The sequence below is a fragment of the Streptomyces sp. RP5T genome (genome assembly GCF_003933965.1).
In the GTDB taxonomy this organism is placed as follows: Bacteria; Actinomycetota; Actinomycetes; order Streptomycetales; family Streptomycetaceae; genus Streptomyces.
In genome coordinates, this window is sequence record NZ_RSAJ01000026.1 from 1 (window position 1) to 23,722 (window position 23,722).

The 23,722-nt window shown below is 71.4% G+C and carries 23 protein-coding genes and 1 pseudogene; 10 read left to right on the forward strand and 14 right to left on the reverse strand.

What is annotated here, in order from left to right; genetic code table 11:
- Positions 1-2 precede the first annotated feature (2 nt).
- The gene (locus EHS43_RS04910; RefSeq protein WP_260470390.1) at positions 3-1,232 is read left to right on the forward strand and encodes an SAV2148 family HEPN domain-containing protein; all 1,230 of its coding nucleotides are present in this window, start codon (positions 3-5) and stop codon (positions 1,230-1,232) included.
- A 111-nt stretch (positions 1,233-1,343) separates the two neighbouring features.
- Entirely contained in the window at positions 1,344-2,066 is a 723-nt protein-coding gene (locus tag EHS43_RS04915) for a 3'-5' exonuclease (protein WP_125189287.1), read from the forward strand.
- Between the two features lie 22 nt (positions 2,067-2,088).
- Here the strand turns inward: EHS43_RS04915 and EHS43_RS04920 are convergent, their stop codons facing one another.
- A complete protein-coding gene (locus tag EHS43_RS04920) occupies positions 2,089-2,598 on the reverse strand; it encodes a YbaK/EbsC family protein (protein WP_125189288.1) in 510 nt (169 codons plus the stop codon).
- Positions 2,550-3,524 (reverse strand): DMT family transporter, encoded by a 975-nt coding sequence (locus EHS43_RS04925; protein WP_125189289.1) that lies wholly within the window; start codon positions 3,522-3,524, stop codon positions 2,550-2,552. Before EHS43_RS04925 ends, EHS43_RS04920 begins: the two co-directional genes overlap by 49 nt.
- A gap of 80 nt (positions 3,525-3,604) precedes the next feature.
- Here EHS43_RS04925 and EHS43_RS04930 point away from each other — a divergent pair, with 80 nt between their 5' ends.
- Positions 3,605-4,510 (forward strand): LysR family transcriptional regulator, encoded by a 906-nt coding sequence (locus EHS43_RS04930; protein WP_125189290.1) that lies wholly within the window; start codon positions 3,605-3,607, stop codon positions 4,508-4,510.
- Between the two features lie 40 nt (positions 4,511-4,550).
- On the opposite strand, the gene EHS43_RS04935 is transcribed toward EHS43_RS04930, so the two are convergent.
- Entirely contained in the window at positions 4,551-5,405 is an 855-nt protein-coding gene (locus EHS43_RS04935; RefSeq protein WP_125189291.1) for a phosphotransferase enzyme family protein, read from the reverse strand.
- A gap of 211 nt (positions 5,406-5,616) precedes the next feature.
- On the opposite strand from EHS43_RS04935, the gene EHS43_RS04940 reads away from it, so the two are divergent.
- The 4 genes and pseudogenes from EHS43_RS04940 (at position 5,617) to mgt (ending at position 9,921) form a co-directional block, all read left to right on the forward strand.
- Complete coding sequence (locus EHS43_RS04940; RefSeq protein ID WP_125189292.1) at positions 5,617-6,552, forward strand: carbohydrate ABC transporter permease; 936 nt, start codon at positions 5,617-5,619, stop codon at positions 6,550-6,552.
- Positions 6,549-7,382 carry a carbohydrate ABC transporter permease gene (locus tag EHS43_RS04945; protein WP_125189293.1) on the forward strand — a complete coding sequence of 278 codons (834 nt, stop codon included), beginning with the start codon at positions 6,549-6,551 and terminating at the stop codon, positions 7,380-7,382. The genes EHS43_RS04940 and EHS43_RS04945 overlap by 4 nt, the downstream gene beginning before the upstream one ends.
- Complete coding sequence (locus EHS43_RS04950; protein WP_125189294.1) at positions 7,382-8,656, forward strand: ABC transporter substrate-binding protein; 1,275 nt, start codon at positions 7,382-7,384, stop codon at positions 8,654-8,656. Before EHS43_RS04945 ends, EHS43_RS04950 begins: the two co-directional genes overlap by 1 nt.
- 25 nt (positions 8,657-8,681) lie before the next feature.
- Positions 8,682-9,921 (forward strand): annotated as a pseudogene (mgt, locus tag EHS43_RS04955) (macrolide-inactivating glycosyltransferase).
- 70 nt (positions 9,922-9,991) lie between these two features.
- On the opposite strand, the gene EHS43_RS04960 reads toward mgt, so the two are convergent.
- Entirely contained in the window at positions 9,992-12,256 is a 2,265-nt protein-coding gene (locus tag EHS43_RS04960) for an MMPL family transporter (protein WP_125189296.1), read from the reverse strand.
- Positions 12,257-12,490: 234 nt separating this feature from the next.
- Here EHS43_RS04960 and EHS43_RS04965 point away from each other — a divergent pair, with 234 nt between their 5' ends.
- From EHS43_RS04965 to EHS43_RS04975, 3 genes are read left to right on the forward strand one after another with little or no spacing between them, the layout of a single operon-like run.
- Positions 12,491-13,039 (forward strand): DUF1697 domain-containing protein, encoded by a 549-nt coding sequence (locus EHS43_RS04965; RefSeq protein WP_125189297.1) that lies wholly within the window; start codon positions 12,491-12,493, stop codon positions 13,037-13,039.
- Positions 13,032-13,397, forward strand: a complete 366-nt coding sequence (locus tag EHS43_RS04970; protein WP_125189298.1) for a DUF4440 domain-containing protein — start codon at positions 13,032-13,034, stop codon at positions 13,395-13,397. The genes EHS43_RS04965 and EHS43_RS04970 overlap by 8 nt, the downstream gene beginning before the upstream one ends.
- 20 nt (positions 13,398-13,417) lie before the next feature.
- A complete protein-coding gene (locus EHS43_RS04975) occupies positions 13,418-14,449 on the forward strand; it encodes a ketopantoate reductase family protein (RefSeq protein WP_125189299.1) in 1,032 nt (343 codons plus the stop codon).
- A 28-nt stretch (positions 14,450-14,477) separates the two neighbouring features.
- Here EHS43_RS04975 and EHS43_RS04980 read toward each other — a convergent pair whose 3' ends face one another.
- The 10 genes from EHS43_RS04980 to EHS43_RS05030 all read right to left on the reverse strand — a co-directional run bounded on the left by EHS43_RS04980 (position 14,478) and on the right by EHS43_RS05030 (position 23,638).
- On the reverse strand, positions 14,478-15,212 hold the full coding sequence (locus tag EHS43_RS04980; RefSeq protein ID WP_125189300.1) for a sirohydrochlorin chelatase: 735 nt from the start codon (positions 15,210-15,212) through the stop codon (positions 14,478-14,480).
- Between the two features lie 6 nt (positions 15,213-15,218).
- Complete coding sequence (locus tag EHS43_RS04985) at positions 15,219-16,097, reverse strand: ABC transporter permease (RefSeq protein ID WP_125189301.1); 879 nt, start codon at positions 16,095-16,097, stop codon at positions 15,219-15,221.
- The gene (locus EHS43_RS04990) at positions 16,084-16,869 is read right to left on the reverse strand and encodes an ABC transporter ATP-binding protein (RefSeq protein ID WP_125189302.1); all 786 of its coding nucleotides are present in this window, start codon (positions 16,867-16,869) and stop codon (positions 16,084-16,086) included. The genes EHS43_RS04985 and EHS43_RS04990 overlap by 14 nt, the downstream gene beginning before the upstream one ends.
- Before the next feature lie 36 nt (positions 16,870-16,905).
- Positions 16,906-18,009: an aliphatic sulfonate ABC transporter substrate-binding protein gene (locus tag EHS43_RS04995; RefSeq protein ID WP_125189303.1), complete on the reverse strand. Its 1,104-nt coding sequence runs from the start codon at positions 18,007-18,009 to the stop codon at positions 16,906-16,908.
- Between the two features lie 222 nt (positions 18,010-18,231).
- Positions 18,232-19,560: a sulfate adenylyltransferase subunit 1 gene (locus tag EHS43_RS05005; RefSeq protein ID WP_125189305.1), complete on the reverse strand. Its 1,329-nt coding sequence runs from the start codon at positions 19,558-19,560 to the stop codon at positions 18,232-18,234.
- A gap of 2 nt (positions 19,561-19,562) precedes the next feature.
- Positions 19,563-20,501, reverse strand: a complete 939-nt coding sequence (gene cysD / locus EHS43_RS05010) for a sulfate adenylyltransferase subunit CysD (RefSeq protein WP_125189306.1) — start codon at positions 20,499-20,501, stop codon at positions 19,563-19,565.
- The gene (gene cysC, locus EHS43_RS05015; protein ID WP_125189307.1) at positions 20,498-21,061 is read right to left on the reverse strand and encodes an adenylyl-sulfate kinase; all 564 of its coding nucleotides are present in this window, start codon (positions 21,059-21,061) and stop codon (positions 20,498-20,500) included. Before cysC ends, cysD begins: the two co-directional genes overlap by 4 nt.
- Complete coding sequence (locus tag EHS43_RS05020; protein WP_125189308.1) at positions 21,058-21,768, reverse strand: phosphoadenylyl-sulfate reductase; 711 nt, start codon at positions 21,766-21,768, stop codon at positions 21,058-21,060. Before EHS43_RS05020 ends, cysC begins: the two co-directional genes overlap by 4 nt.
- Positions 21,765-21,944 carry a hypothetical protein gene (locus EHS43_RS05025; protein ID WP_125189309.1) on the reverse strand — a complete coding sequence of 60 codons (180 nt, stop codon included), beginning with the start codon at positions 21,942-21,944 and terminating at the stop codon, positions 21,765-21,767. Before EHS43_RS05025 ends, EHS43_RS05020 begins: the two co-directional genes overlap by 4 nt.
- Positions 21,941-23,638, reverse strand: coding sequence for a nitrite/sulfite reductase (locus tag EHS43_RS05030; protein ID WP_125189310.1), 1,698 nt, complete (start codon positions 23,636-23,638; stop codon positions 21,941-21,943). The genes EHS43_RS05025 and EHS43_RS05030 overlap by 4 nt, the downstream gene beginning before the upstream one ends.
- Between the last annotated feature and the right edge of the window lie 84 nt (positions 23,639-23,722).

The window sequence follows — 23,722 nt, forward strand, 5'->3', positions numbered from 1 at the left end:
GGCTGGAGTTGCCCCCTGGTGACGAGGGTCACGAGGGGAACTCCGCAGACGCCCCGCCCGGCACGGTGTCCCTGGCACGGCCGATGGACGCGGGAGCGACGATCGGGCCGGAGCTGGACTGGGACGCCGACGCCTGGCGCGAGGTGCGTACGCGCGCACAGCGGGCCGGCCGGGCCTACATCTGGCTGAACCTCGTGGAACAGCGGCTGCGAGCGGTCGTGGCCGCCGTTCTGCGTCCCATCTACGAACCCGTCCACGGCCACGACGACTGGGTGGTCGCCGCCGCGGGGCCCGCCGGACAGGAGTGGGTGCAGCGCGCGGTCGCGGTGCGCGAAGTCAGCCGCCGCAAGGGTTACTTGCTCGACCCCGCCGACGACAACGTCCTCAGCTTCCTCACCCTGCCCCAGCTCCGTGAGCTGATGGTGCAGCACTGGCCGTGCTTCGAGCCGTACTTCGACGACCGCCGGGACGTCGAACTGGCCCTGGACGAGCTGGAGGTGACCCGCAACGTCGTCTCCCGCAACCGTGCCCTGTCCGAGGCGGTCCTCGGCCAGGCCGAGCGCGCCTCCGCCAAGCTCCTGGAGATGCTCGGCGCGGGCGGCGACGTGCCCTCCGCCCGGCGACTGCCCGTCGACGCGGTCGAGGACCTGGTCGGCGACCGGTACGCCGACGTGGTGGCCGTGCACCCCGACCGGGTGCGGCTGCTGCGGCAGTTCCCCGCCGAGGACATCTTCGGCGGCGCCCGCCGCCTCGACGCCGTCGGCATCGGCCTCAACCTCCTGGTGCAGAACTTCTCCGGCCGCCGTCTGGTGCGCCTGGCCGAGGCCGGCTGCCGGGTGCGGCTGCTGTTCCTGAACCCGGCCTCCAGCGCGGTCAAGCGGCGCGAGCGCGAACTCGGCATGAAGCGCGGCGAGTTGAGCCGCGCCGTCGAGATGAACATCCTGCACATGCGCCGGGTCCGCTCCAGGCTCCGCGACCCGGGCGCCTTCGAGATCCAGGTCTACGACGACACCCCGCGCTTCACGGCCTACCTCGTGGACGGCGACGGCTCGGACGGGATCGCGGTCGTGCAGTCCTACCTGCGGCGCTCGCGGGGAATGGAGGCTCCCGTCCTGGTGCTGCGCAACGGCAACCGGGTCGTCAAGGCCGGCGATGTGGACGACAGCGGCCTCTTCCCCACCTACCGCGAGGAGTTCGAGACGAACTGGGCGGATTCGCGTCCGGTGTCCTGAAGTGTCCCGGACCGTGTCGGCGCCAAGCGGAATGCGATCCTCTGATTGTCAGTGGCACATGGGAAGGTGGAGACCACTGGGGGAAAGCACCACCAAGAAGGGGGACCGCCCATGGGCTGGCACCGGGAGCTGCTGATCGGTTTCGACCTGGAGACCACCGGCACCGATCCGCACGAGGCGCGCATCGTCACGGCCGCCGTGATCGAGGTCAGGGACGGGCAGCCGCTGGGGCGCCGGGAGTGGCTGGCGGACCCCGGCGTGGAGATCCCGGCGGACGCCGTGGCGGTGCACGGCATCAGCAATGAGCGGGCGGCCGCCGAGGGCCGCCCCGCCGACCAGGTCGCCGACGCCGTCGCGGACGTCCTCACGGCCTACTGGAGGACGGGCGTCCCGGTCGTCGCCTACAACGCCGCCTTCGACCTGAGTCTCCTCTCCGCCGAACTGCGCCGGTACGGCCTGCCGTCCCTGCGCGAGCGCCTGGGCGGCCTCGACCCGGCACCGGTCATCGACCCGTACACCATCGACCGCTCGGTGGACCGCTACCGCCGCGGCAAGCGCAACCTCGAAGCGGTCTGCACGGAGTACGGCATCGCCCTCGACACCGCTCACGACGCCGGTGCCGACGCCCTCGCCGCGGCCCGGCTGGCCTGCGCGATAGCCGTCCGGCACCCCAAGGTCGCCGCCCTCGGCCCGGCGGACCTGCACCGCCGTCAGATCGAGTGGTACGCCGAATGGGCCGCGGACTTCCAGGACTTCCTGCGCCGCAAGGGCGACGCGAGCGCGGTGGTCGACGGCACCTGGCCGCTGCGCGAGCCCGCCGACGAGACCGTGTGAGAACACCTCACCGCGGCGCGCGTCACCCCGCCGCCGCGACCGGCTCCACCCGGGGGGCGGCCAGGCGCTCGTAGTCGGCCCCCGACATGCACAGCGACCGGTCGAGGCGGGCGGCGTTGAAGTACAGCCGGGGCTGCTTCACGACCTCCGGATCGGCGACGACCTCCAGCGCGGGATCGAAGCTGAACGGCAGCACCGTGCCGGGAATCGCGCGGGCCAGCCGCTCGGCGGTCTCGGCGTCGCTGAAGCCGGCATAGCGCGCCCCGTACAGCCCCCGGACCGCGTCCAGGTCCACCCGCCGGTCCCCGGGGACGACCGCGAGGACGTGCCGGGTGGTCCGGCGGTCCACCTTCACCCGCAGCACGATGCACTTCGCGGCCTCGGAGGCGGGATGCCCGCGCAGCGCGCACACGGCCTCGGTGCTGCCCTCGGGAGCGTGGTCGATCAGCCGGTGGTCGACACCGGAGGTGTCGAGCAGCGCGATCAGACGGTCGTAGGTGTCGTACGGGTCGGAGGCGTCGTCGCCGGGCATCGGGTGTCCTCTTCGATGGGGTGAACGTCGGTGCGGGGCAGGCCGGTTGCGCGGTGGGCGCGCTCCACGGACTGCCCCCAGTAGGTACCGGTGATCATCATGACCGCTCCGAGCCCGGTCAGTACGGTGAAGTGCTCACCGCCCAGGGCGACTCCCGCCGCCGCGGCCCAGATCGGCTCGGTGCCCAGCAGCAGACTGGCCCGGCTGGCCGAGGTGCGCTGCACGGCCCAGGTCTGCGCGAGGAAGGCGAACACACTGCAGAACAGGGCGAGATAGAGCAGCTGTGTCCAGGTCGCCGGGGTCGCGTGGGCCAGGGTGGGCAGGTCGCGCGCGGCCAGGGGGAGGAACAGGACCGTGCCGACGAGGGTCTGCACGGTGGTGAGGTGCAGCGGCCGTACCGCCCGGCCCGCGGTGAGCCGTCCGACCAGGGCGACATGGCCCGCCCGGACTACGGCGGCTCCCAGCATCAGCAGGTCGCCGAGGCGGGGCGCGTGGAAGCCGTTGCCCGCCATGAGGAGTGCCACGGCCAGGACGCACACACCGGCGGCCGCGTAGAACACGGGCGGCAGAGCGCCCCGGTGACCTGTGCGGTCCAGGAGGGGGGTGAGGACGATGGTCAGGCTGATGATGAGCCCGGCGTTGGCGGCGCTGGTGTGGGCGACGCCGTAGGTCTCGACGACCAGGACGGCGGCCTGGGTGAGTCCGAGGGGCACCCCCGCCCGCAGTTCCTCGCGGCTCCACCGGCGGGGGCCGCGCCCGGGGAGGGCGGCGACTCCCAGGCAGGCGAGCGCGGACAGGGCGTAGCGGGCGAGGAGCACCAGCAGGACAGGCAGGGCGGACGTCGCCGTCTGGGCGGAGAGATAGCTCGAACCCCAGACGATCGCGACCAGCAGGAGTACCACGTCGGTACGGCGGGCGTCGGACACCCGCCCACCCTGCACCGATCCATCCCTGAAGCCCAGAGCCAGTTTCTTCAACGATCTTTTAGCGCTCCTACACTGTCCTGGTGGACGAACGACAGCTGCGGATTCTGCGGGAACTCGGTGAGCTGGGCAGCGTCACCGCCGTCGCGGAGGCGCTGCTGGTGACGCCATCGGCGATCTCTCAGCAGCTCAGGCTGTTGCAGCGGTCGGTGAAGGTACCGCTGACCGAGCGCGACGGCAGGCGGCTGGTGCTCACCGACGCCGGGCAGGCGCTGGCGGGCGCGGCCGCCGAGGTGGAGACGGCACTGGCCCGGGCCCGGCACACGGTCGAGGAGTTCGTGGACCGGCCCGACGGCGAGGTCTCGGTGGCGGCCTTCCACAGCGCGGGCGCGGCCTTCTTCCCGCTGCTGCTGCGCGCCCTCGCGGGCCCCGGAGCCCCGGTGCCGAGGCTGGCCGACGAGGACGTCCCGCAGGAGGACTTCCCCCGCCTCACCCGCGAGTACGACATCGTCCTGGCCCACCGTCTCGACCACGCCCCCGCCTGGCCGCCCACGGTGACGGCCACGACGCTGCTGCGCGAGCCCCTGGACGTGGCCATGCCCGCCGACCACCCGCTGGCGGCCGGACGCCGGGTGACCCCGGCGGACGTGGCCGGCGAACCCTGGATCACCGTCCACGACGGCTTCCCGGTCATGGCCACCATCGAGGCGATCGCGGCGGCCGCGGGCCACCGCCCGCACCTGGCCCACCGCATCAACGAGTTCGCGGTGGCGGCGGAGGTGGTCGCGGCGGGCGGCGGCCTGGCGCTGATGCCCCGCTACACGACGCGCCGGCATCCGGCGCTGGTCCTGCTGCCGCTGAGCGGGGTGCGGGCGAACCGCCACATCGACGCCCTCCACCGCCCGGAGAGGACGGCGAGAAGAGCGGTCCGCCGCGTGCTGACCGAGCTGAGGACAGCGGGACGGACCATCCAACGATCAGGTGACTGAGTCCGGCCGCCCGCCCGAACCCGAGGGGACCGGCCGTCCGTCAGAACGGATACCACCGCACCGTCTCGTCCCCGTCCCGCAGCGAGGCGACCCGGCGCTCGAACTCCGCCAGCGCCTTGGGATCGGCCGGCGCGTGCTGGGCGACCCACGCACAGCTGGCCGTCTCCCGGGCACCCCGGAGCACCGCACACCCCTCCCACTCCCGCACGTCCCACCCGTACGCGGCGGTGAACGCGTCATAGGCCTCGGCCGGAAGACCGTAGCGGTCGCGGGACAGCGCCATGACCACCAGGTCGTGCTCGCGCAGATCCGAGGAGAACGTCTCCAGGTCGACGAGAACCGGCCCGTCCGGCCCCACGTGCACATTGCGGGGGAGCGCGTCCCCGTGGATCGGCCCCGGCGGCAGCTGCGGTGTCACCGCGGCCGCGGCCGCGGCGAAACCGTCCCTGCGCTCCCGCAGGTACGCCGCGTCGGCGGGGTCGATCGCGTCGCCCGCGAGCCGCAGCCAGCGCTCGACACCGCCCAGCAGCTCACGCGGGGGCAGGGCGAAGGACGGCGTGGGCAGGGCGTGCACGACCCGCAGCAGTTCGGCCAAATCCCGTGCCTCGGCGGACCGTACGGCGTCGGGAAGCCGGTGCCACACCGTCACCGGGTGCCCCTCCACCAACCGTGCCTCGGGCTCGGCCGCCCGCACCGCGGGCACCCCGGCCTCCGCCAGCCACACCGCGACGGCCAGTTCACGCCGTGCCCGGTCGAGGAGTTCGGCGTCCCGCCCCACCTTGACGACCAGGTCACCGGCGGCGAACACGGCGTTCTCCCCGAGGGCCAGCAGCTCCGCCGGCCCCGCGGGCAAGCCCGCCGCGGCCAGTACGTCCCGCGCCCGTGCCTCGTCCATCGTCCGGCCTCCCGGTCCTGACATGTCCCGCATGCCTGTGTATTGCCACCGCGAACGGCGTCGAGTTCGCGCCATCCATCGGCCAGTCTCGCATTCGTACAGGTAGGACGGTGTGCGCGCTGCCTTGACGGCGCATACCCCCTTCACGACCATGACGGAGCCCGGGCCGGGAGGGCCGGATCGGCACGAGCAGGGTGAAGGAGCCGATGACGTGACCTTGGTGACCGCGAGGGAGCGGTCGGCACGGGGCGCGCCGCGCGCCGAGGGGGACCGCCGCCCTTCCGACCGCGGGGCCTGGTTCCTGGTGCTGCCCGCGCTGGTCCCGATCCTGGTGCTGAGCGTGGGGCCGCTGCTGTACGGGATCCTGCTGGCCTTCACCGACGCCCAGTCGGGCCGGACCCGGGCCACGCAGTGGATCGGCGGCCTCAACTTCCAGGACCTGCTGCACGACACGCTGTTCTGGGAGTCGTTCCGGATCGGCCTGGTGTGGGCGGTCGGCGTGACCGTGCCGCAGTTCCTGCTGGCGCTCGGCCTCGCACTCCTGCTGGACCAGGACCTCAAGCTGCGCTGGCTCGCCCGCGCCCTCGCGATCATCCCCTGGGCCATGCCCGAGGTCGTCGTCGGTGTCATGTGGCGCCTCGTCTACAACCCGGACGCCGGTGTCCTCAACGAGACCCTGCGCGGCCTCGGCCTCGGCGACGGCCGGGACTGGCTCAGCGGCCTGTCCACCGCCCTGCCCGCCGTGATCGTCGTCGGCGTCTGGGCCGGGATGCCGCAGACGACGGTCACCCTGCTCGCCGGCCTCCAGAACACCCCGCGCGAACTCCACGAGGCGGCGGCGATGGACGGCGCGGGCGCCTGGCGCAGATTCCGCACGGTCACCTGGCCCGCCCTCAGACCGGTGGCGCTCGCGATCACCGCGCTCAACTTCATCTGGAACTTCAACTCGTTCGCCCTGGTCTACGTCCTGACCAGCGGCGGGCCCGGCGGCCGCACCCGGCTGCCCATGCTCTTCGCCTACGAAGAGGCCTTCCGCTACGGCCAGTTCGGCTACGCGGCCGCGATGGGCTGTGTGATGGTCGCCGTCGTCTCCCTCATCCTCGCCCTCTTCCTCGTCGGCCGCCTCCGGGGAGGTGACGGGGCATGAGGACCAGCGCCTCCGGCCGTGCCGGCCAGTACGCCGCCCTCCTCGCCTATCTCGTCTTCCTGGCCTTCCCCTTCCTCTGGCTGGTCTCCACCGCCTTCAAGTCCCCGCGGGAACTGGGCAGTCTGCATCCCACCTGGATCCCCCGGGACCCCACCCTCGACAACTTCCGCCAGGCCTTCGACGAACAGCCCCTGCTGCGCGCCGCCGGGAACTCCCTGCTCGCCGCGCTCACCGCCGCCGTGATCGCCGTAATGATCGCCACTCCGCTCGCCTACGTCATGGCCCGCCACCGCACCCGGCTCGCGAATGCCGCCACGGGCTGGGTGGTGGTCAGCCAGGCGTTCCCGCTCGTGCTGGTGATCATCCCGCTGTTCCTGGTGCTGAAGAACCTGCGGCTGGTCAACTCCCTCGCGGGACTCGTGCTGGTGTACGTCGTGTGGGCGCTGCCGTTCGCGCTGTGGATGCTCGTCGGATACGTCCGCGCGGTGCCGGCCGAACTGGAGGAGGCGGCGGCCGTCGACGGGGCCGGGCGCCTCAGGACCCTGGTGTCGGTGACGGCGCCGCTGCTCGCGCCGGGGATCGCGGCGACGGCGCTGTTCGCGTTCATCACCGCGTGGAACGAGTTCTTCTTCGCGCTGGTGCTGCTGAAGACCGCGGAGAAGCAGACCCTGCCGGTCGTCCTCACCCACTTCATCGGCGCGGAGGGCGTCGCCGACCTCGGCCCGCTCGCGGCGGCCGCCTTCCTCGCCACCCTGCCCTCGCTGGTCGTCTTCGCGATCATCCAACGCCGTATCACGGGAGGCCTGGTGGCCGGGGCGGTGAAGAGCTGATGCGCACACGATGGTTCGCGGGAGTCCTCCTGCTGCTCCTGGCCGGGTGCACCGGCACGAGCGCGTCGGAGGACGGTCGCGTCACCCTGCGCTTCCAGTCCCTGGCCTGGCAGGAGGAGTCGGTCGAGGCCAACAAGGACCTCGTGCGGGAGTGGAACGCGGCGCACCCCGATGTCAGGATCGAGTACGTGCAGGGGAGTTGGGACAGTGTCCACGACCAGCTGCTCACCTCGTTCGAGGGCGGCGAGGCGCCCGACGTCATCCACGACGCCTCCGACGACCTCGCGGACTTCGCCTACGGCGGTTACCTCGCGGACCTCACCACCCTGCTGCCCGAGCGGCTCAAGTCGGATATCCCGCAACAGAGTTGGGAGACGGCCACCTTCGGCGACGGCGTCTACGGCGTCCCGTTCCTCCAGGAGCCGCGCGTCCTCGTCGCCAACGCCGAGTGGCTGAAGGGGTCCGGCGTACGCATCCCCACCCCCGAACATCCCTGGAGCTGGGCCGAGTTCAGGAGGATCACCGGGCAGCTCAGCGGCGACGGCAGATACGGTGTGGCCTGGCCGCTCAAGGAGCCTGTCTCCGCGACCCTCAACCTGTCGCTGTCGGCGGGCGGACGGCTCTTCCACCGGGGCGCCGACGGAAAGGTCGCCATCCGCTTCGAGAAGGCCGACGAGACCGTGCCCCGCACCATCCACGACCAGGCGAACACCGACCACAGCGCCTCGCCCACCACGCTCGGCAGCGGCGGGTCCGACACCCTGCCCGGCTTCTTCGGCGGCAAGTACGCGATGGTGCCGCTCGGGTTCTCCTACCGTCAGCAGATCGCCCAGCAGGCCCCCAAGGGTTTCCGGTGGCGGGTGCTGCCCGCCCCGGCCGGTGCCGACGGGCTCACCCAGGGCGTCAGCCCGCAGACCCTGTCCGTCGCCGAGGACAGCCCGCACAAGAAGGAGGCCGCCGAGTTCATCGACTTCCTGCTCCGGCCGAGGAACATGGTCCGGCTGGCGCTGGGGGACTGGATGCTGCCCACCGGGACCGAGGCGCTGAAGGACCCCGCCCTGCGCACCGCGAAGGACGGCTGGGCGACGGGCACCGCGCTCGCGTCCCACCTGCGGCCGGCGCCCGCGCAGTCCGTGCGGGGTTATCCGGAATGGAAGGACAAGGTCGCCACCCCCGCCTTCCAGGAGTACTACAGCGGGGCGATCGGCCTCGGTGAGCTGCGCAGCCGCCTGGAGGAGGACGGGAACCTGGTGCTGGCCCGCTACCAGCGCTGACAGGAGGGAGAAGCGCCGTACCGCAATTGAGTTGCACGAGACGTCTCGTCTCGTGCAGGGTGGTCTCCATGACCTCACACATCGCCATGTTCTCCATCGCCGCCCACGGCCACGTGAACCCCAGCCTCGAGGTGGTCCGCGAGCTCGTGGCGCGCGGGCACCGGGTAACGTACGCCGTCCCGCCCCTGTTCGCGGAGAAGGTCGCCGGGACCGGGGCCGAGGTGAAGCCGTGGAACTCGACGCTCCCCGGGCCCGAGGACGACCCGTCGGCCTGGGGCGCCGAACTGCTCGACCACGTGGAGCTCTTCCTCGCCGATGCGATGCAGGCCCTGCCGCAGCTCGCCGAGGCGTACGAGGGCGACGAACCGGATCTCGTCCTGCACGACATCACCGCCTACCCGGCCCGCGTCCTGGCCCACCGCTGGGGCGTGCCCGCGATCTCCCTCTCACCGAACCTGGTCGCCTGGCAGGGCTACGAGGTGGAGGTCGCCGAGCCCCTGTGGGCCGGACCGAGGAGCACCGCGCGGGGGCAGGCCTACTACGCCCGCTTCGAGAGCTGGCTGCGGGAGAACGGGATCGACCTGCATCCGGATGCCTTCGTCGGGCGGCCCGACCGCTCCCTCGTCCTGATCCCCAGGGCGCTCCAGCCGAACGCCGACCGGGTCGACGAGAGCGTCTACACCTTCGTCGGCGCCTGTCAGGGGGACCGCGCGCCCCAGGGGGAGTGGCGGCGCCCGGAGACGGCCCGGAAGGTGGCTCTCGTCTCCCTCGGCTCCGCCTTCACCAAGCGGCCCGACTTCTACAGGGAGTGTCTCGGCGCGTTCGCTGACCTCCCCGGCTGGCACCTCGTGCTCCAGATCGGCACGCACGTGGACCCGGCCGAGCTGGGCGCCGTACCGGACAACGTCGAAGTGCGCTCCTGGGTACCGCAGTTGGCGGTCCTCAGCGAGGCCGACCTGTTCGTCACGCACGCCGGCGCGGGCGGCAGCCAGGAGGGCCTCGCGACCGCCACGCCGATGATCGCCGTACCGCAGGCCGTGGACCAGTTCGGCAACGCCGACATGCTCCAGGGGCTCGGGGTGGCCCGCCGGATCGACACGGAGGAGGCCACCGCGAAGGCACTGCGCGAGGCCGCCCTCGCACTAGTCGACGATCCCGAGGTCGCCCGCAGGCTCAAGGAGGTCCAGGCGGAGATGGCCCAGGAGGGCGGCACGCACAGGGCCGCCGATCTCATCGAGGCGGAACTGCGGGCGCACCGGGCATGAGTGAGGGCCCGTTGGCTCCCCGGTGACCAACGGGCCCTCAGTTCAGAGGGGTTGTCCAAGCCTCGCGGCTTCAGACCCTCAGGGGCTCACCCTCGTCGTCCCGCGCCGCGGGCGTCACCACGGCGTCCGCGGCCTCGTCGTGGGTGAGGTCCGGCAGCCGGTGCAGCCACTTCGGCAGGTACCAGTTGCGCTCGCCGAGCAGGGCCATGACCGCGGGGAGCAGCACACCCCGGATGATCGTCGCGTCGATGAGCACCGCGGCCGCGAGACCCACGCCCATCTGCTTCATGGACTGCATGGACAGCGTCCCGAAGATCGCGAACACGGCGACCATGATGACCGCGGCGCTGGTGACGACGCCGGCCGTGGTGACCACACCGTGCTGGATCGCGTCCTTCGTCGTACGGCCCCGCAGGCGTGCCTCGCGGATCCGCGAGACCACGAAGACGTGGTAGTCCATCGACAGGCCGAACAGGATCACGAAGAGGAACAGCGGCAGCCAGGTGATGATGGCGCCGACGCCCTCCGCGCCCACCAGGGACGCGCCCCAGCCGTGCTGGAACACCGCGACGAGGATGCCGTAGGCGGCGCCCACCGACAGCAGGTTGAGCACGATGGAGGTGATCGCGATCGTCAGCGAACGGAACGACAGCAGCATCAGCGCGAAGGCGAAGACCACGACGAACGCGAACACCGGGACGACCGCGCCGGCCAGCTGGTCGTTGAAGTCCTTGGAGCCGGCGACCTGTCCGGTGATCGGCGCCTGGAGACCGTCGACCTTGCCGAGCGTGGCCGGACGTACCTCGTCGCGCAGCTTGTCCAGGCTCCGGCCGGCCTGGTCCAGGTCGGAGCCGCCCACCAGCGGGACGTACACGAAGGCGAGGTTCTGCGCGTCGTGCAGCTTGATCTCGACCGGGCCGCGCGAGGCGCCCGAGGAGATCGCCCTCGCCTTGAAGTCGGCCAGCGCGCCGGTGACTTCGGGGGCGTTGATGTCGGCGGCCCTGACGACCACCTCGGCCGGCTCGGAGCCGCCAGGGAAGGCCTCGTTGACCCGGTTGTACGTCTGCACGATCGGCAGCGAGTCGCCGAACTCCTGGTCCAGGGTGAGGTTCTGGGTCTTCATGCCGAGCGCGGGCGCCGCGACGGCGAGCAGCGCGCCGGCCGCCACGACCACCGAGACGACGGGCTTGGCCAGGACGCCCTTGAGCACGGCCGTCCAGAAACGGCTCTCCCGGTTGACGTTCCGCTTGCGGCGCAGCCGGCTCTCCGGGTGCAGCCACGGGATCTTGCCCTTCTCGACCCGCTCGCCCAGCAGCGAGAGCAGGGCGGGCAGCACGGTCACGGAACCGACCATGGCGACCGCCACGACCATCAGCGAGGCCAGGCCCATCGCCTCGAACTCGGCGAGCCCGGTGAACAGCATGCCCGCCATCGCCACGCACACCGTCACACCCGAGACGATGATCGCGCGGCCACTGGTCGCGGCGGCGATCCTGAGAGCCGTCTGCGAGTCCCGACCGGCCTGCCGCTCCTCGCGCTCGCGGCGCAGATAGAACAGGCAGTAGTCGACTCCGACGGCCAGACCGACCAGCAGCATCACGGAGTTGGCGGTGTCGCTCATCGGCATGACGTGGCTGACGATGCCCATCAGACCCATCGTCGCCATGATCGCGCTGACCGCCAGCAGCACCGGCAGCAGTGCCGCGACCAGGGCCCCGAACGCGATCAGCAGGATGCCGAGGGCCACCGGCACCGCGGAGAGCTCGGCCTTCTGGAAGTCGTCGCCGAACGCGTCGTCGAACGTCTTCATCATGCTGGCGCCGCCGATCTCCTCGATCCGCAGCGACTCGTGCTCCTTCTGCACCCCCTCGACGGCCTTCAGCACGGGCTCGACCCGCTCCCCGGCGGTGTCCGCCTCGCCGCGCATGTCGAACTGCACCAGCGCGCTGCGGCCGTCCTTGGAGATCGTCCTCGTGTCGTACGGCGAGGTGACGTCGGTGACCTCGCCGGTGCTCTCGACCGCCTTCACGACCGCGTCGACGGCCGCCCTGAAGTCCGCGTCGGTCGCCTTGCCGCCCGCCTCCCTGGCCTGGATGAGCACCGACTCACTGGCCGGCTCGTCGATCCCCGCGTCCTCGATGATCTTGGCCGCGGTGTGGGTCTCCCCCTTGAGCTGGTCGCTGTCCTTGACGTCGACCCGGCCGGCCGCCGAGCCGAGTCCCATCGCCAGGACGACGAACAGCACCCAGATACCGACGGCAGCCCATCGGTGCCGTGCGCTCCAGCCGCCGGCCCGGGCGGCCAGGCCACGCACCCTTGTGTCTGCGTTCCGCATGACGGGCTTGCCCCCTCGTGAGCGGTGACAGCCCCCTGCCGTCACCTTTCGTTTCGAAGGTATGAGCTGGATAAACCCGTCTCGTCGTGCTCTCCGGTGAACTGCGGGGACCGCAGGCTCCTCCGGAGGGACCGCGCGGCCTCCGCACTGGGGACGATCGTGACCCTTACATCTAACGGGCCTCGTGCGGGGCGGTGATCAGGGTCCGCGGGCACCGCGTCCTATGGTGTGCGCATGACGACGACGTACGCGGCGCTGCTGCGCGGAATCAACGTCGGCGGCAGCAGGAAGGTCCCCATGGCCGACCTGCGCGCGCTGATGGAAGACCTCGGCCACGACGGTGTACGCAGCTACCTCCAGAGCGGGCAGGCCGTCTTCACCGCCGGTCACGGTGACGAGGAGTCCCTGGCCGCCGAGCTCACGGCCGCGATCGAGCAGCGGTTCGGCTTCGCGGTCGACGTGATCATCCGCGACCACGCCTATCTGAGGGCCGTCGCCGACGACTGCCCCTTCCCGGCCGCCGAGCTGGAGGCCAAGCAGCTCCACGTCACCTACTTCTCCGCCCCCGTCGGCGAGGACCGCTTCGCGGAGATCGACAGGGCCGCGTACCTCCCCGAGGACTTCCGCCTGGGCGACCGTGCCCTGTACCTGTACGCCCCGAACGGCCTCGGCCGCTCCAAGCTCGCCGAGCACCTGTCCAAGCCCCGGCTGAACAAGGGCGTGATCGCCACCAGCCGCAACTGGAACACCGTCGTCAAGCTGGTGGAGATGACCGGTGAGTGACCGCGACCCCGCCGTGGCGGCCGCCGTCCAGGGCGAGTTGCGGCTCCTGGACCCCGGGGTCCGCTCCTCGCCGGAGCTGGTGGGCGCGCTGCTGCATCCCGAGTTCCACGAGTTCGGCGCGTCCGGGCGCCACTGGGACCGCTCGTCGATCATCGCCGCCCTCGCCGGGGCCACGGACCGGGAGGCCGGTCCGGTCACGGCGACCGGGATGAAGGGGGTCGTGCTCGCGCCGGACCTCGTCCACCTCACCTTCGACACCGAGCACAACGGCAGGCGGGCGCACCGCAGTTCGCTGTGGCGGCGCACCCCGAGCGGGTGGCTGCTCTACTTCCACCAGGCGACTCCGTTCACGGGATGACGGTGTGCGAGGCTCCTCCCATGCGCTACGTCATCATCGGGGCAGGAGCGGTCGGCGGGGCCGTCGGCGGGCGGCTCGCGGGGGCCGGGCACGAGGTCGTCCTGGTCGCGCGCGGCGCCCACCACGCCGCGCTCAGGGCCGGCGGACTGCGGCTGCGCGTGCCGGAGGGCGAGTTCACGTACCGGCTGCCGGTGGTGGACGGTCCGGCCGGACTGGGGGACCTGCGCGCCGACGACGTGCTCGTGCTCGCCGTGAAGACCCAGGACACCGAAGGCGCCCTCGACGCCTGGGGTCCGGCCCCGGTCGAGGGCGGCGGCACGGCGGCCGAGCGGCTGCCGCTGCTGTGCGCGCAGAACGGCGTGGAGGGGCAGCGCATGGCCCTGCGCCGCTTCCGGCACGTGTACGGCGTCTGCGTCTGGCTGCCGGCGACCTTCGTCGAACCCGGGACCGTCTCCGCCGCGGGCAGCCCGCTCACCGGCATCCTGCACCTGGGCGTCCACCCGCACGGCACCGACGAGACCGCCCACCGGATCGCCGCCGACCTGGAGAAGGCGCGGTTCGAGGCGCCGGTCGTGCCGGACCTCGCCCGCTGGCAGTACGCCAAGCTGCTGTCCAACCTCGCCAACGCCGTCGAGGCGGTCACCGGGCCCGTCGAGAGCGAGGCGGCCCTCGCGCTCGTCGACCGGGTGCGGACCGAGGGCAGGGCCGTCCTCGACGCGGCCAAGATCGCCTGTGCGAGCGCTGACGAACAGCGCGCGCTGCGCGGCGACAAGGTGACCCTGCGGCCCCTCGACGGCGCCCCGCGCGGCGGGGGCTCCTCCTGGCAGTCGCTCACCCGCGGCACCGGCACCGTCGAGGCCGACTACCTCAACGGCGAGATCGTCCTCCTCGGCCGCCTGCACGGCGTACCGACCCCGCTGAACGAACTCCTCCAGCGGCTCGCCACCACCTATGCCCGCGAACGTCGGCAGGCCGGGTCGATGCCGGTGGCGGAGCTGGTCCGGCTGGCCGACGAGGCCGAGGCCGCCGCGGGGAAGCCGTCACGGCCGTAGCAGCGCAGCGCCGCCTCGTGGCGGAGCCTCACGCGCTCACCCTCAGCAGCGGCCGCGCCGACGCGCTGTCGTAGCGCCGCAGCAGCACCCGGGCCACCTCCGGCGCGGGCCCGAGCACCTCGGCCAGGACGTCCGCCTGCGCCGCGCCCCGCGCGATGCGGTCGGGCAGGAACCCGGGGGCGAGGACGTAGGGGGCCACGGCCACCTTCGCGCAGCCGAGGGCCCGCAGTTCCCGTACCGCGTCCTCGGTGCGGGGCAGGGCCGCGGAGGCGAACGCAGGCCGCACGGCGCACCAACCGGTGTGCCGCCACTCCCGCGCGATGTCAGCGATCACTGCGATCGCCTCCGGGTTGGAGGACCCCGCCGAGGCCAGCACGACCCCGGTCGAGGACTTGTCGGCGGGCGTCAACCCCGCCTCGTAAAGGCGCCGTTCGAGCGCCGACAACAGCAGCGGGGACGGGCCCAGCACCTCCGCCTGCCGGATCCGCAGCTGCGGCGGCGCGTCCCTGAGGACCGCGGGGATGTCCGCCTTCGCGTGGAACGCCCGCGTCAGCAGCAGCGGCAGCGCCACGACGTCACGGACACCCTCCGCCGCGAGCGACTCCAGCACCCCCTGCACGGACGGGATGTTGAAGTCCAGGAAGCCCGTCTCCACCCGAACGTCCGGGCGCAGCGAACGCACCCTGCGCACCAGGGCGTGCACCGTCGCGGCGTGCCGCGGGTCGCGGCTGCCGTGGGCGATGACCAGGAGGACAGGCTTCACGGGATATCAGCCCTTCACCAGCAGACCGCGGCTGCGCAGCACCCACCGCTCCAGCGGGCTGAAGATCAGCAGGTCGATCGCGATGCCGACGAACAGGATGAGCAGGATGGCCTCGAACACCATGGCCATGTCGCTGTTGGTGCGGCCGTTCTCCAGCAACTGGCCCAGCCCCACGCCCAGATCGGGGAACTGGGCGATGATCTCCGCGGCCATCAGCGAGCGCCAGGAGAACGCCCAGCCCTGCTTGAGCCCCGCCACGTAGCCGGGCAGCGCGGCGGGCAGCGTGACGTGCCAGATGCCCTTGACGCCCGTCGCCCCCATCGTGCGGCCGGCCCGCAGGAACAGCGGCGGCACCTGGTCGACACCGGACACCAGGCCGTTGGCGATGGAGGGGACCGCGCCGAGCAGGATCACCGCGTACATCATGGAGTTGTTCAGGCCCAGCCAGATCACGGCCGGCGGCACCCACGCCACCGACGGCAGCGACTGCAGACCGGACAGGATCGGGCCGATGGCCGCGCGGATGAACTTCACCCGGGCCACGATCAGCCCCAGCGGGGTGCCGATGAGCAGGGCGAAGAAGAAGCCGAGCAGGCCGCGCGAGACGCTGGTCCAGATGTAGCCGAGCAGATTGCCCTGGAGCCAGGCCTCCTTGAAGGTGGCGCCCACGGCGGCCGGCGAGGGCAGCTTGGACGGGTCGTCGACGACCGGGTAGAGGAGCGTCCAGACCGCGAGGACCACCGCGAGCGCGACGACCGGCGGCAGGATCTTGTCGACCAGGGTCTGCCGCAGGCTCGGGCGCCCGGTGACCTGGGGCTCCAGCGCGTCGAGGCCCGCCTCTACGCTCCCGGCGTCCTGGGCCGGTGTCGTGTCAGTGCTGGCCATGGCGGCGGATCTCCCCACGCAGTTCTTCGGTGATCTCACGGGCCAGTTCGGCCACGGGCGCGTCCTCGATGCGGCGCGGCTGCGGAATGTCGACCGTCCACTCGCGCGCGATCCGGCCGGGGCGCGAGGACAGCAGGATCACGCGCTGCGCGAGCCGCACCGCCTCGCGCACGTTGTGGGTGACGAACAGGACGGACAGGCCGGTCTCCGCCCAGATCCGGGTGATCTCGTCGTGCAGCACGTCCCGGGTGATGGCGTCCAGGGCCGCGAACGGCTCGTCCATCAGCAGCAGGCTGCTCTCCTGGGCGAGTGCGCGGGCCAGTGCCACACGCTGGCGCATACCGCCCGACAGCTCGTGCACCCGCTTGCCGTACGCGCCCTTCAGCCGGACCAGTTCGAGCAGTTCCTCGGCCTTGCCGCGCCGGTCGGGCTTGGGAACTCCCCTGAGTTTCAGGGCCAGTTCGATGTTCTTGCCCGCGGTCAGCCACGGGAACAGGGCGTGTTCCTGGAACATCAGGGCGGGCCGACCGTCGGTGGTGATGGCGCCCGCGCTGGGCCGGTCGAGGCCCGCCACCAGGTTGAGCAGCGTGGACTTCCCGCAGCCCGAGGCTCCCAGGAGGGTGACGAACTCGCCCGGCGCGACGTCGATGCTGACGTCGTCCAGGACGAGCTGCTGTCCGCCCGGTCCCGCGAAGGACTTCGAGACGTGGTCGAGACGCGCGGCGTACTCGACCGTCTCGTCGGCCTTGGCGAGCGTCGTGGTCGTGGCCATGGTCGTCACCTCCTGGGAACTCATCGGGGAACGGGGTCAGCTGGTGCCGAGACCGGCGGCGTCGACGGTGGACGCGCCCTCGGCCTTGAGGACCTTGTTGAGGATCGTCAGGTCGTAGATCCCGTTCAGGTCGGGCTTCTCCAGCAGACCGGCCTTGACCGCGTGCTCCGCCTCGGTGTCGAGGGTGGCCGCCAGCGGGTCGTCGGTGAACTGGATCGACTTCCAGGCCGGGTCCAGGACGTTCGCCTTCAGCGCCTTGCCGGAGTCCGCCTTCAGCTGCTCGTTGGCGGCCGCCCTGGCCTCGTCCGGGTGGGCGTTGATCCACTTGTTGGCTTCCACCGACGCCTTCAGGACGGCCTCGACCGCCTTCGGGTGCTCCTTGAGGAAGTCCTGCCGCACGATGATGTTCGTGATCACGAACTTCTTGTCCGGCCACAGCGACGACTCGTCGAGGAGCACCTTGGCGCCCTCGGCGACCAGCTTGGACGCGGTCGGTTCCGGCACCCAGGCCCCGTCGATGGAACCGGACTTGTAGGCGTCCGGCGTGATCTTGTTGTCGGTGCGGACGACGGTGACGTCACCCTTGCCGCTCTGCGCGTCGACCTTCCAGCCCTGGTCGGCGATCCAGTTGAGGAACGCCACGTCCTGCGTGTTGCCGAGCTGCGGCGTCGCGATCTTCTTGCCCTCGACGTCCTTCAGGGACTTGATCCTGTCGGGGTTGACGACCAGCTTCACCCCGCCGGAGGCCGAACCGCCGATGATCTTCAGGCTCTTGCCGCCCGACTTGACGTAGCCGTTGATCGCGGGGGAGGGGCCGATCCAGCCGATGTCGATCGACTTGGAGTTGAGCGCCTCGATCTCGGACGGGCCGGCGTTGAAGGTCGCGTACGAGGCCTCGGTGGCCCCGAGCTCCTTCTGGAAGAAGCCCTTGTTCACCCCGACCAGTGCGGTGCCGTGGGTCAGGTTGCCGAAGTAGCCGATCTTGACGGAGTCGAGGCCGTCGATCTTCTTGGCCCCGGCGGCGACCTTGACGGCGCCGTCGTCCTTGGCCTGGGAGCCGTAGCCGCAGGCGGCCAGGGTGAGAAGGGGCAGCGCGGCTATGACCGCGAGGCTGCGGCGAAGAGCGGTTGTGGCAGGCACGGGAGGTGTTCCTCTCGGAGGCCCGGCGGTCACGGTCTCTCAGGTCGTGGCCGGGAGGTCGGCAGGTCTGCGTCTACGGCGGTGGGGGGTGAGGGCGCGCGAGCGGTGCGCGTACGTCAGCGCACACATCGCGCCACCCCGCCCTGCCCGCTGCCGAGCGCGCCGCTGCCGATGCGGCCGCCCTCCTTCGCGAACGTGGACCAGTAGTCGGTGGAGTTCATGTCAGAAGTCCCACCCGTCGTCCTCGGACTCGTCCTTGACGGGCTCCGGGGACGCGAACGACTCGCCGACCATGCCCGCGGTGAGCGTGGTGCCGTCGTTCGGGTCGATGAGGATGAACGAACCGGTGCGCCGCGAGTCCGAGTAGGAGTCGACGGGCAGCGGCTCGGCGGTACGGATCTTCACCCGGCCGATGTCGTTGGCGACGAGCTGTCCCGGGTGCGGGTGCAGGGACAGGTCGGCGAGCGTGAGCCGGGACGGGATGTCCTTGACGATCGCCTTGACCGTACGGGTGCCGTGCTTGAGCAGCACGCGGTGGCCCACGGTCAGCGGGGCGTCGGCCACGTGGCAGACGGTCGCCTCGATGTCCTGGGTGGTCGGCGGGGCGTCCTTGCTGGGCACCAGCAGGTCACCGCGCGAGATGTCGATGTCGTCCTCCAGGAGGATCGTCACCGACTGCGTCGTCCAGGCCACGTCGACCGGCTCGCCGAGCAGGTCGATCCCGGCGATCTTCGTGGAGCGCCCCGACGGAAGCACGGTGATCTGCTCGCCGACGCGGAAGGAACCGGCGGCGATCTGACCGGCGTAGCCCCGGTAGTCGGGGTGCTCGGCGGTCTGCGGGCGGATCACGTACTGCACGGGAAGCCGGGCGTGGCAGTGGGACAGGTCATGGGTGACCGGGACCGTCTCCAGGTGCTCCAGGACGGTCGGGCCGCCGTACCAGTCCATGTGCGCGGACGGCTCCACCACGTTGTCGCCGGCCAGTGCCGAGATCGGGATCGCGGTGACCTCGGGGACGCCCAGTTCGGTCGCGTACGCGGTGAACTCCTCGGCGATCGCGGCGAAGACGGACTCCTGGTAGTCCACCAGGTCCATCTTGTTCACCGCGAGGACCACGTGCGGCACCCGCAGCAGCGCCGCGAGGGCGGCGTGCCGGCGGGTCTGCTCGACGACGCCGTTGCGGGCGTCGATCAGGATCACCGTCAGCTCGGCCGTGGAGGCACCCGTCACCATGTTGCGGGTGTACTGCACATGGCCGGGGGTGTCGGCGAGGATGAACCGCCGCCGGGGCGTGGCGAAGTAGCGGTAGGCCACGTCGATGGTGATGCCCTGCTCCCGCTCGGCCCGCAGGCCGTCGGTCAGCAGCGCGAGGTCGGGGCCCTCGCCGCCGCGGCTCGCCGACGCGCGCTCCACGGCCTCCAGCTGATCGGTGAGGATCGACTTGGAGTCGTGCAGCAGCCGGCCCACCAGCGTGGACTTGCCGTCGTCGACCGAACCGGCGGTCGCGAACCGCAGCAGGGTCGTCTCGGTGAGTTCCGTGGTCGTGCTCATGCTTAGAAGTACCCCTCGCGCTTGCGGTCTTCCATCGCGGCCTCGGACATCTTGTCGTCGGCGCGGGTGGCGCCCCGCTCGGTCAGCCGGGAGGCGGCGATCTCGGTGATGACCTGCTCCAGCGTCACCGCGTCCGAGTCGACCGCGCCCGTGCAGGACATGTCACCGACGGTCCGGTAGCGCACCAGGCGCTTCTCGACGCTCTCGCCGTCCTTGGGGCCGCCCCACTCGCCGGCCGTCAGCCACATGCCGTTGCGCGAGAACACCTCCCGCTCGTGCGCGAAGTAGATCTCCGGCAGCTCGATCCCCTCCCGGGCGATGTACTGCCAGACGTCCAGCTCGGTCCAGTTGGACAGCGGGAAGACCCGCACGTGCTCACCGGGCGCGTGGCGGCCGTTGTACAGGTTCCACAGCTCGGGGCGCTGGCGGCGCGGGTCCCACTGCGAGAACTCGTCGCGCAGCGAGAACACCCGCTCCTTGGCGCGGGCCTTCTCCTCGTCCCGGCGGCCGCCGCCGAAGACCGCGTCGAACTTCTCGGCCTGGATCTTCTCCGTCAGCGGCAGCGTCTGGAGCGGGTTGCGGGTCCCGTCCGGACGTTCCTTGAGCACACCGCGGTCGATGTAGTCCTGTACGGAGGCCACATGGAGGCGCAGACCGTGTTCGGCGACCACACGGTCGCGGTACTCAAGGACCTCGGGGAAGTTGTGTCCGGTGTCCACATGGAGCAGCGAGAACGGGATCGCCGCGGGCGCGAACGCCTTCAGGGCGAGGTGCAGCATGACGATGGAGTCCTTGCCGCCGGAGAACAGGATCACCGGCCGTTCGAACTCGCCCGCCACCTCACGGAAGATGTGCACCGCCTCGGACTCCAGCGCGTCCAGGTGGGACAGGGCGTACGGAGCCTCCGTGCCCTCCGCCGCCTGGGCAACGGTCGTCGTCATGCCAGTCCCCTCTCGGTGAGCAGCGCGTGGACCGCCGCCGCGGACTCCTGGACGGTCTGGTTCTGCGACTCGATCCGCAGATCGGGCGTCTCGGGCTCCTCGTACGGGTCGTCGACCCCGGTCAGCCCGGACAGTTCACCCGCCGCCTGCTTGGCGTACAGGCCCTTCACATCGCGTACGGAGCACACCTCGACCGGAGTCGCCACGTGGATCTCCAGGTAGGCGGCGCCGCTGTCCTGGTGGCGCTTGCGCACCGCCTCACGGCTGTCGGCGTAGGGCGCGATGACCGGGACCAGCGCCTTGACGCCGTTGCGGGCGAGCAGTTCGGCGAGGAAGCCGATGCGCTGCACGTTGGTGTGCCGGTCCTCGCGGCTGAAGCCGAGGCCCGCGGAGATGAACTCGCGGATCTCGTCGCCGTCGAGCACCTCGACGAGGTGGCCCTCCTCGCGCAGCCGGCCGGCCAGCTCGTACGCGATGGTGGTCTTGCCGGCACTCGGCAGACCCGTGAGCCAGACGGTGGCTCCGGTCGTCACGTGCAACTCCTTGGTCGATGTCGTCATCCGTGCAGCCCGCACTCGGTCTTGGCACGCCCGGCCCAGCGGCCGGCGCGCGCGTCCTCGCCCTCCAGGACGCGGCGGGTGCAGGGGGCGCAGCCGACGGACGCGTAGCCGTCCATCAGCAGGGGGTTGGTGAGCACGCCGTGCTCCTGGACGTACGCGTCCACGTCGTCCTGGGTCCAGCGGGCGATCGGGGAGACCTTGACCTTCTGCCGCTTCTCGTCCCAGCCGACCACCGGGGTGTTCGCCCGGGTCGGGGACTCGTCGCGGCGCAGCCCGGTCGCCCAGGCCAGGTAGTCCTTCAGGCCCCGCTCCAGCGGCTCGACCTTGCGCAGCTTGCAGCACAGGTCGGGGTCGCGGTCGTGCAGCTTCGGGCCGTACTCGGCGTCCTGCTCGGCGACCGTCTGACGTGGGGTCAGCGTGATGACGTTGACGTCCATCACGGCCTCGACCGCGTCCCGGGTGCCGATGGTCTCCTCGAAGTGGTAGCCGGTGTCGAGGAAGACGACGTCGACGCCCTTCATCGCGCGGGACGCGAGGTGCGCGACCACCGCGTCCTCCATCGACGAGGTCACGCAGAACCGCTTGCCGAAGGTGTCGACCGCCCACTGGAGGATCTCCAGCGCGGAGGCGTCCTCCAGGTCACGGCCCGCCTGCTCGGCGAGCGCCCTGAGATCGTCGGTCGTGCGCTCTTCCTGAATCGCCGTCATGTCCGGTCTCCCCCCGGGTCGGTGGGCTGAAGGCCCCGGGCGAGCAGCCCGAGGAACTTCAACTGGAATGCGCGGTTGCACGCCGCGCATTCCCACGCGCCGTGGCCCTGCTCGCTGGGACGCAGGTCCTCGTCGCCGCAGTAGGGGCAGTAGAAGGGGGCGGCCCGCTCGCTCATGAGAGGGACTCCTCACTGGCGCGCGAGGCCCAGGCGGCGAAGCGCTCGCCGTCCTCGCGCTCGGCCTGGAACCGCTTCAGGACCCGCTCGACGTAGTCGGGCAGCTCCTCGGAGGTCACCTTCAGACCGCGCACCTTGCGGCCGAACCCGGCCTCCAGGCCGAGCGCGCCGCCCAGGTGCACCTGGTAGCCCTCGACCTGCTCGCCCTGGTCGTTGAGGACCAGCTGGCCCTTGAGACCGATGTCCGCCACCTGGATACGGGCGCAGGCGTTCGGGCAGCCGTTGAGGTTGATGGTGAGCGGCTCGTCGAAGTCCGGGATGCGGCGCTCCAGTTCGTCGATCAGCTGCGAACCGCGCTGCTTGGTCTCGACGATGGCGAGCTTGCAGTACTCGATGCCGGTGCAGGCCATGGTGCCGCGCCGGAACGGGGAGGGCTTGGCGGTGAGGTCGAGCGCCTCCAGGGCCTCGACCAGCGGCTGGACCTGCGCCTCCTCGACATCGAGGATGATCATCTTCTGCTCGACGGTGGTCCGGATCCGGCCCGAGCCGTGGGCCTCGGCGACCTCGGCGATCTTCGTCAGCGTGGTGCCGTCGACGCGGCCGACGCGCGGGGCGAACCCGACGTAGAACAGGCCGTCCTTCTGGCGGTGCACACCGACGTGGTCGCGCCAGCGGCCGGCCGGGTCGGCGGGCGCGGGGCCGTCGGCCAGCTTGCGCTTCAGGTAGTCGTCCTCCAGGACCTGGCGGAACTTCTCCGGGCCCCAGTCGGCGACGAGGAACTTCAGCCGGGCGCGGTTGCGCAGCCGGCGGTAGCCCCAGTCGCGGAAGATGCCGACCACGCCGGCCCACACCTCGGGCACCTCGGCGAGCGGCACCCAGGCACCGAGCCGGACGCCCAGCTTCGGGTTGGTGGACAGACCGCCGCCGACCCACAGGTCGAAGCCGGGTCCGTGCTCGGGGTGTTCGACGCCCACGAACGCGACGTCGTTGATCTCGTGGACCACGTCCAGGAGCGGGGAGCCGGAGATCGCCGTCTTGAACTTGCGGGGCAGGTTGGAGAACTCCTTGCTGCCGATGTACCGCTCGTGGATCTCGTCGATCGCCCAGGAGCCGTCGATGATCTCGTCCTCGGCGATGCCGGCGACCGGCGAGCCGATGACGACCCGGGGGCAGTCGCCGCAGGCCTCGGTGGTGGACAGGCCGACCGCCTCCAGGCGGTTCCAGATCTCCGGGACGTCCTCGATGCGGATCCAGTGCAGCTGGATGTTCTGCCGGTCGGTGACGTCGGCGCTGCCGCGCGCGAACTCCTCGGAGATCTCGCCGATCACGCGCAACTGCTGGGTGGTCAGGCGTCCGCCGTCGATCCGCACCCGCAGCATGAAGTACTTGTCGTCCAGCTCCTCCGGCTCCAGGATCGCGGTCTTGCCGCCGTCGATCCCGGGCTTGCGCTGGGTGTACAGGCCCCACCAGCGCATGCGGCCGCGCAGGTCGTTGGGGTCGATCGAGTCGAAGCCGCGCTTCGAGTAGATCGTCTCAATGCGTGTCCGCACATTGAGACCGTCGTCGTCCTTCTTGAACTGCTCGTTGCCGTTCAGCGGGGTGTGGTGCCCCGCGGCCCACTGACCCTCGCCGCGGTGACGGCTCACCTTGCGGCGGGGCGCTGCGGCAGCAGGGTTCTGCGGGGTGGCGGCCATGGTTCTACGTCCTTCGGGACAGGCGGAAAGCGGCTCTTGCCTGCGCATACGGGCGCACGGGAGTGCCTGCGCGGCATTGCGCGG

Bases quoted from the DNA above. Each gene is read 5' to 3' on its own strand.
- EHS43_RS04915 (WP_125189287.1), top strand. From the start codon at position 1,344: ATGGGCTGGCACCGGGAGCTGCTGATCGGTTTCGACCTGGAGACCACC.
- EHS43_RS04920 (WP_125189288.1), bottom strand. From the start codon at position 2,598: ATGCCCGGCGACGACGCCTCCGACCCGTACGACACCTACGACCGTCTG.
- EHS43_RS04935 (WP_125189291.1), bottom strand. From the start codon at position 5,405: ATGGACGAGGCACGGGCGCGGGACGTACTGGCCGCGGCGGGCTTGCCC.
- EHS43_RS04945 (WP_125189293.1), top strand. From the start codon at position 6,549: ATGAGGACCAGCGCCTCCGGCCGTGCCGGCCAGTACGCCGCCCTCCTC.
- EHS43_RS04950 (WP_125189294.1), top strand. From the start codon at position 7,382: ATGCGCACACGATGGTTCGCGGGAGTCCTCCTGCTGCTCCTGGCCGGG.
- EHS43_RS04960 (WP_125189296.1), bottom strand. From the start codon at position 12,256: ATGCGGAACGCAGACACAAGGGTGCGTGGCCTGGCCGCCCGGGCCGGC.
- EHS43_RS04965 (WP_125189297.1), top strand. From the start codon at position 12,491: ATGACGACGACGTACGCGGCGCTGCTGCGCGGAATCAACGTCGGCGGC.
- EHS43_RS04975 (WP_125189299.1), top strand. From the start codon at position 13,418: ATGCGCTACGTCATCATCGGGGCAGGAGCGGTCGGCGGGGCCGTCGGC.
- EHS43_RS04985 (WP_125189301.1), bottom strand. From the start codon at position 16,097: ATGGCCAGCACTGACACGACACCGGCCCAGGACGCCGGGAGCGTAGAG.
- EHS43_RS04990 (WP_125189302.1), bottom strand. From the start codon at position 16,869: ATGGCCACGACCACGACGCTCGCCAAGGCCGACGAGACGGTCGAGTAC.
- EHS43_RS05005 (WP_125189305.1), bottom strand. From the start codon at position 19,560: ATGAGCACGACCACGGAACTCACCGAGACGACCCTGCTGCGGTTCGCG.
- cysD (WP_125189306.1), bottom strand. From the start codon at position 20,501: ATGACGACGACCGTTGCCCAGGCGGCGGAGGGCACGGAGGCTCCGTAC.
- cysC (WP_125189307.1), bottom strand. From the start codon at position 21,061: ATGACGACATCGACCAAGGAGTTGCACGTGACGACCGGAGCCACCGTC.
- EHS43_RS05020 (WP_125189308.1), bottom strand. From the start codon at position 21,768: ATGACGGCGATTCAGGAAGAGCGCACGACCGACGATCTCAGGGCGCTC.
- EHS43_RS05025 (WP_125189309.1), bottom strand. From the start codon at position 21,944: ATGAGCGAGCGGGCCGCCCCCTTCTACTGCCCCTACTGCGGCGACGAG.
- EHS43_RS05030 (WP_125189310.1), bottom strand. From the start codon at position 23,638: ATGGCCGCCACCCCGCAGAACCCTGCTGCCGCAGCGCCCCGCCGCAAG.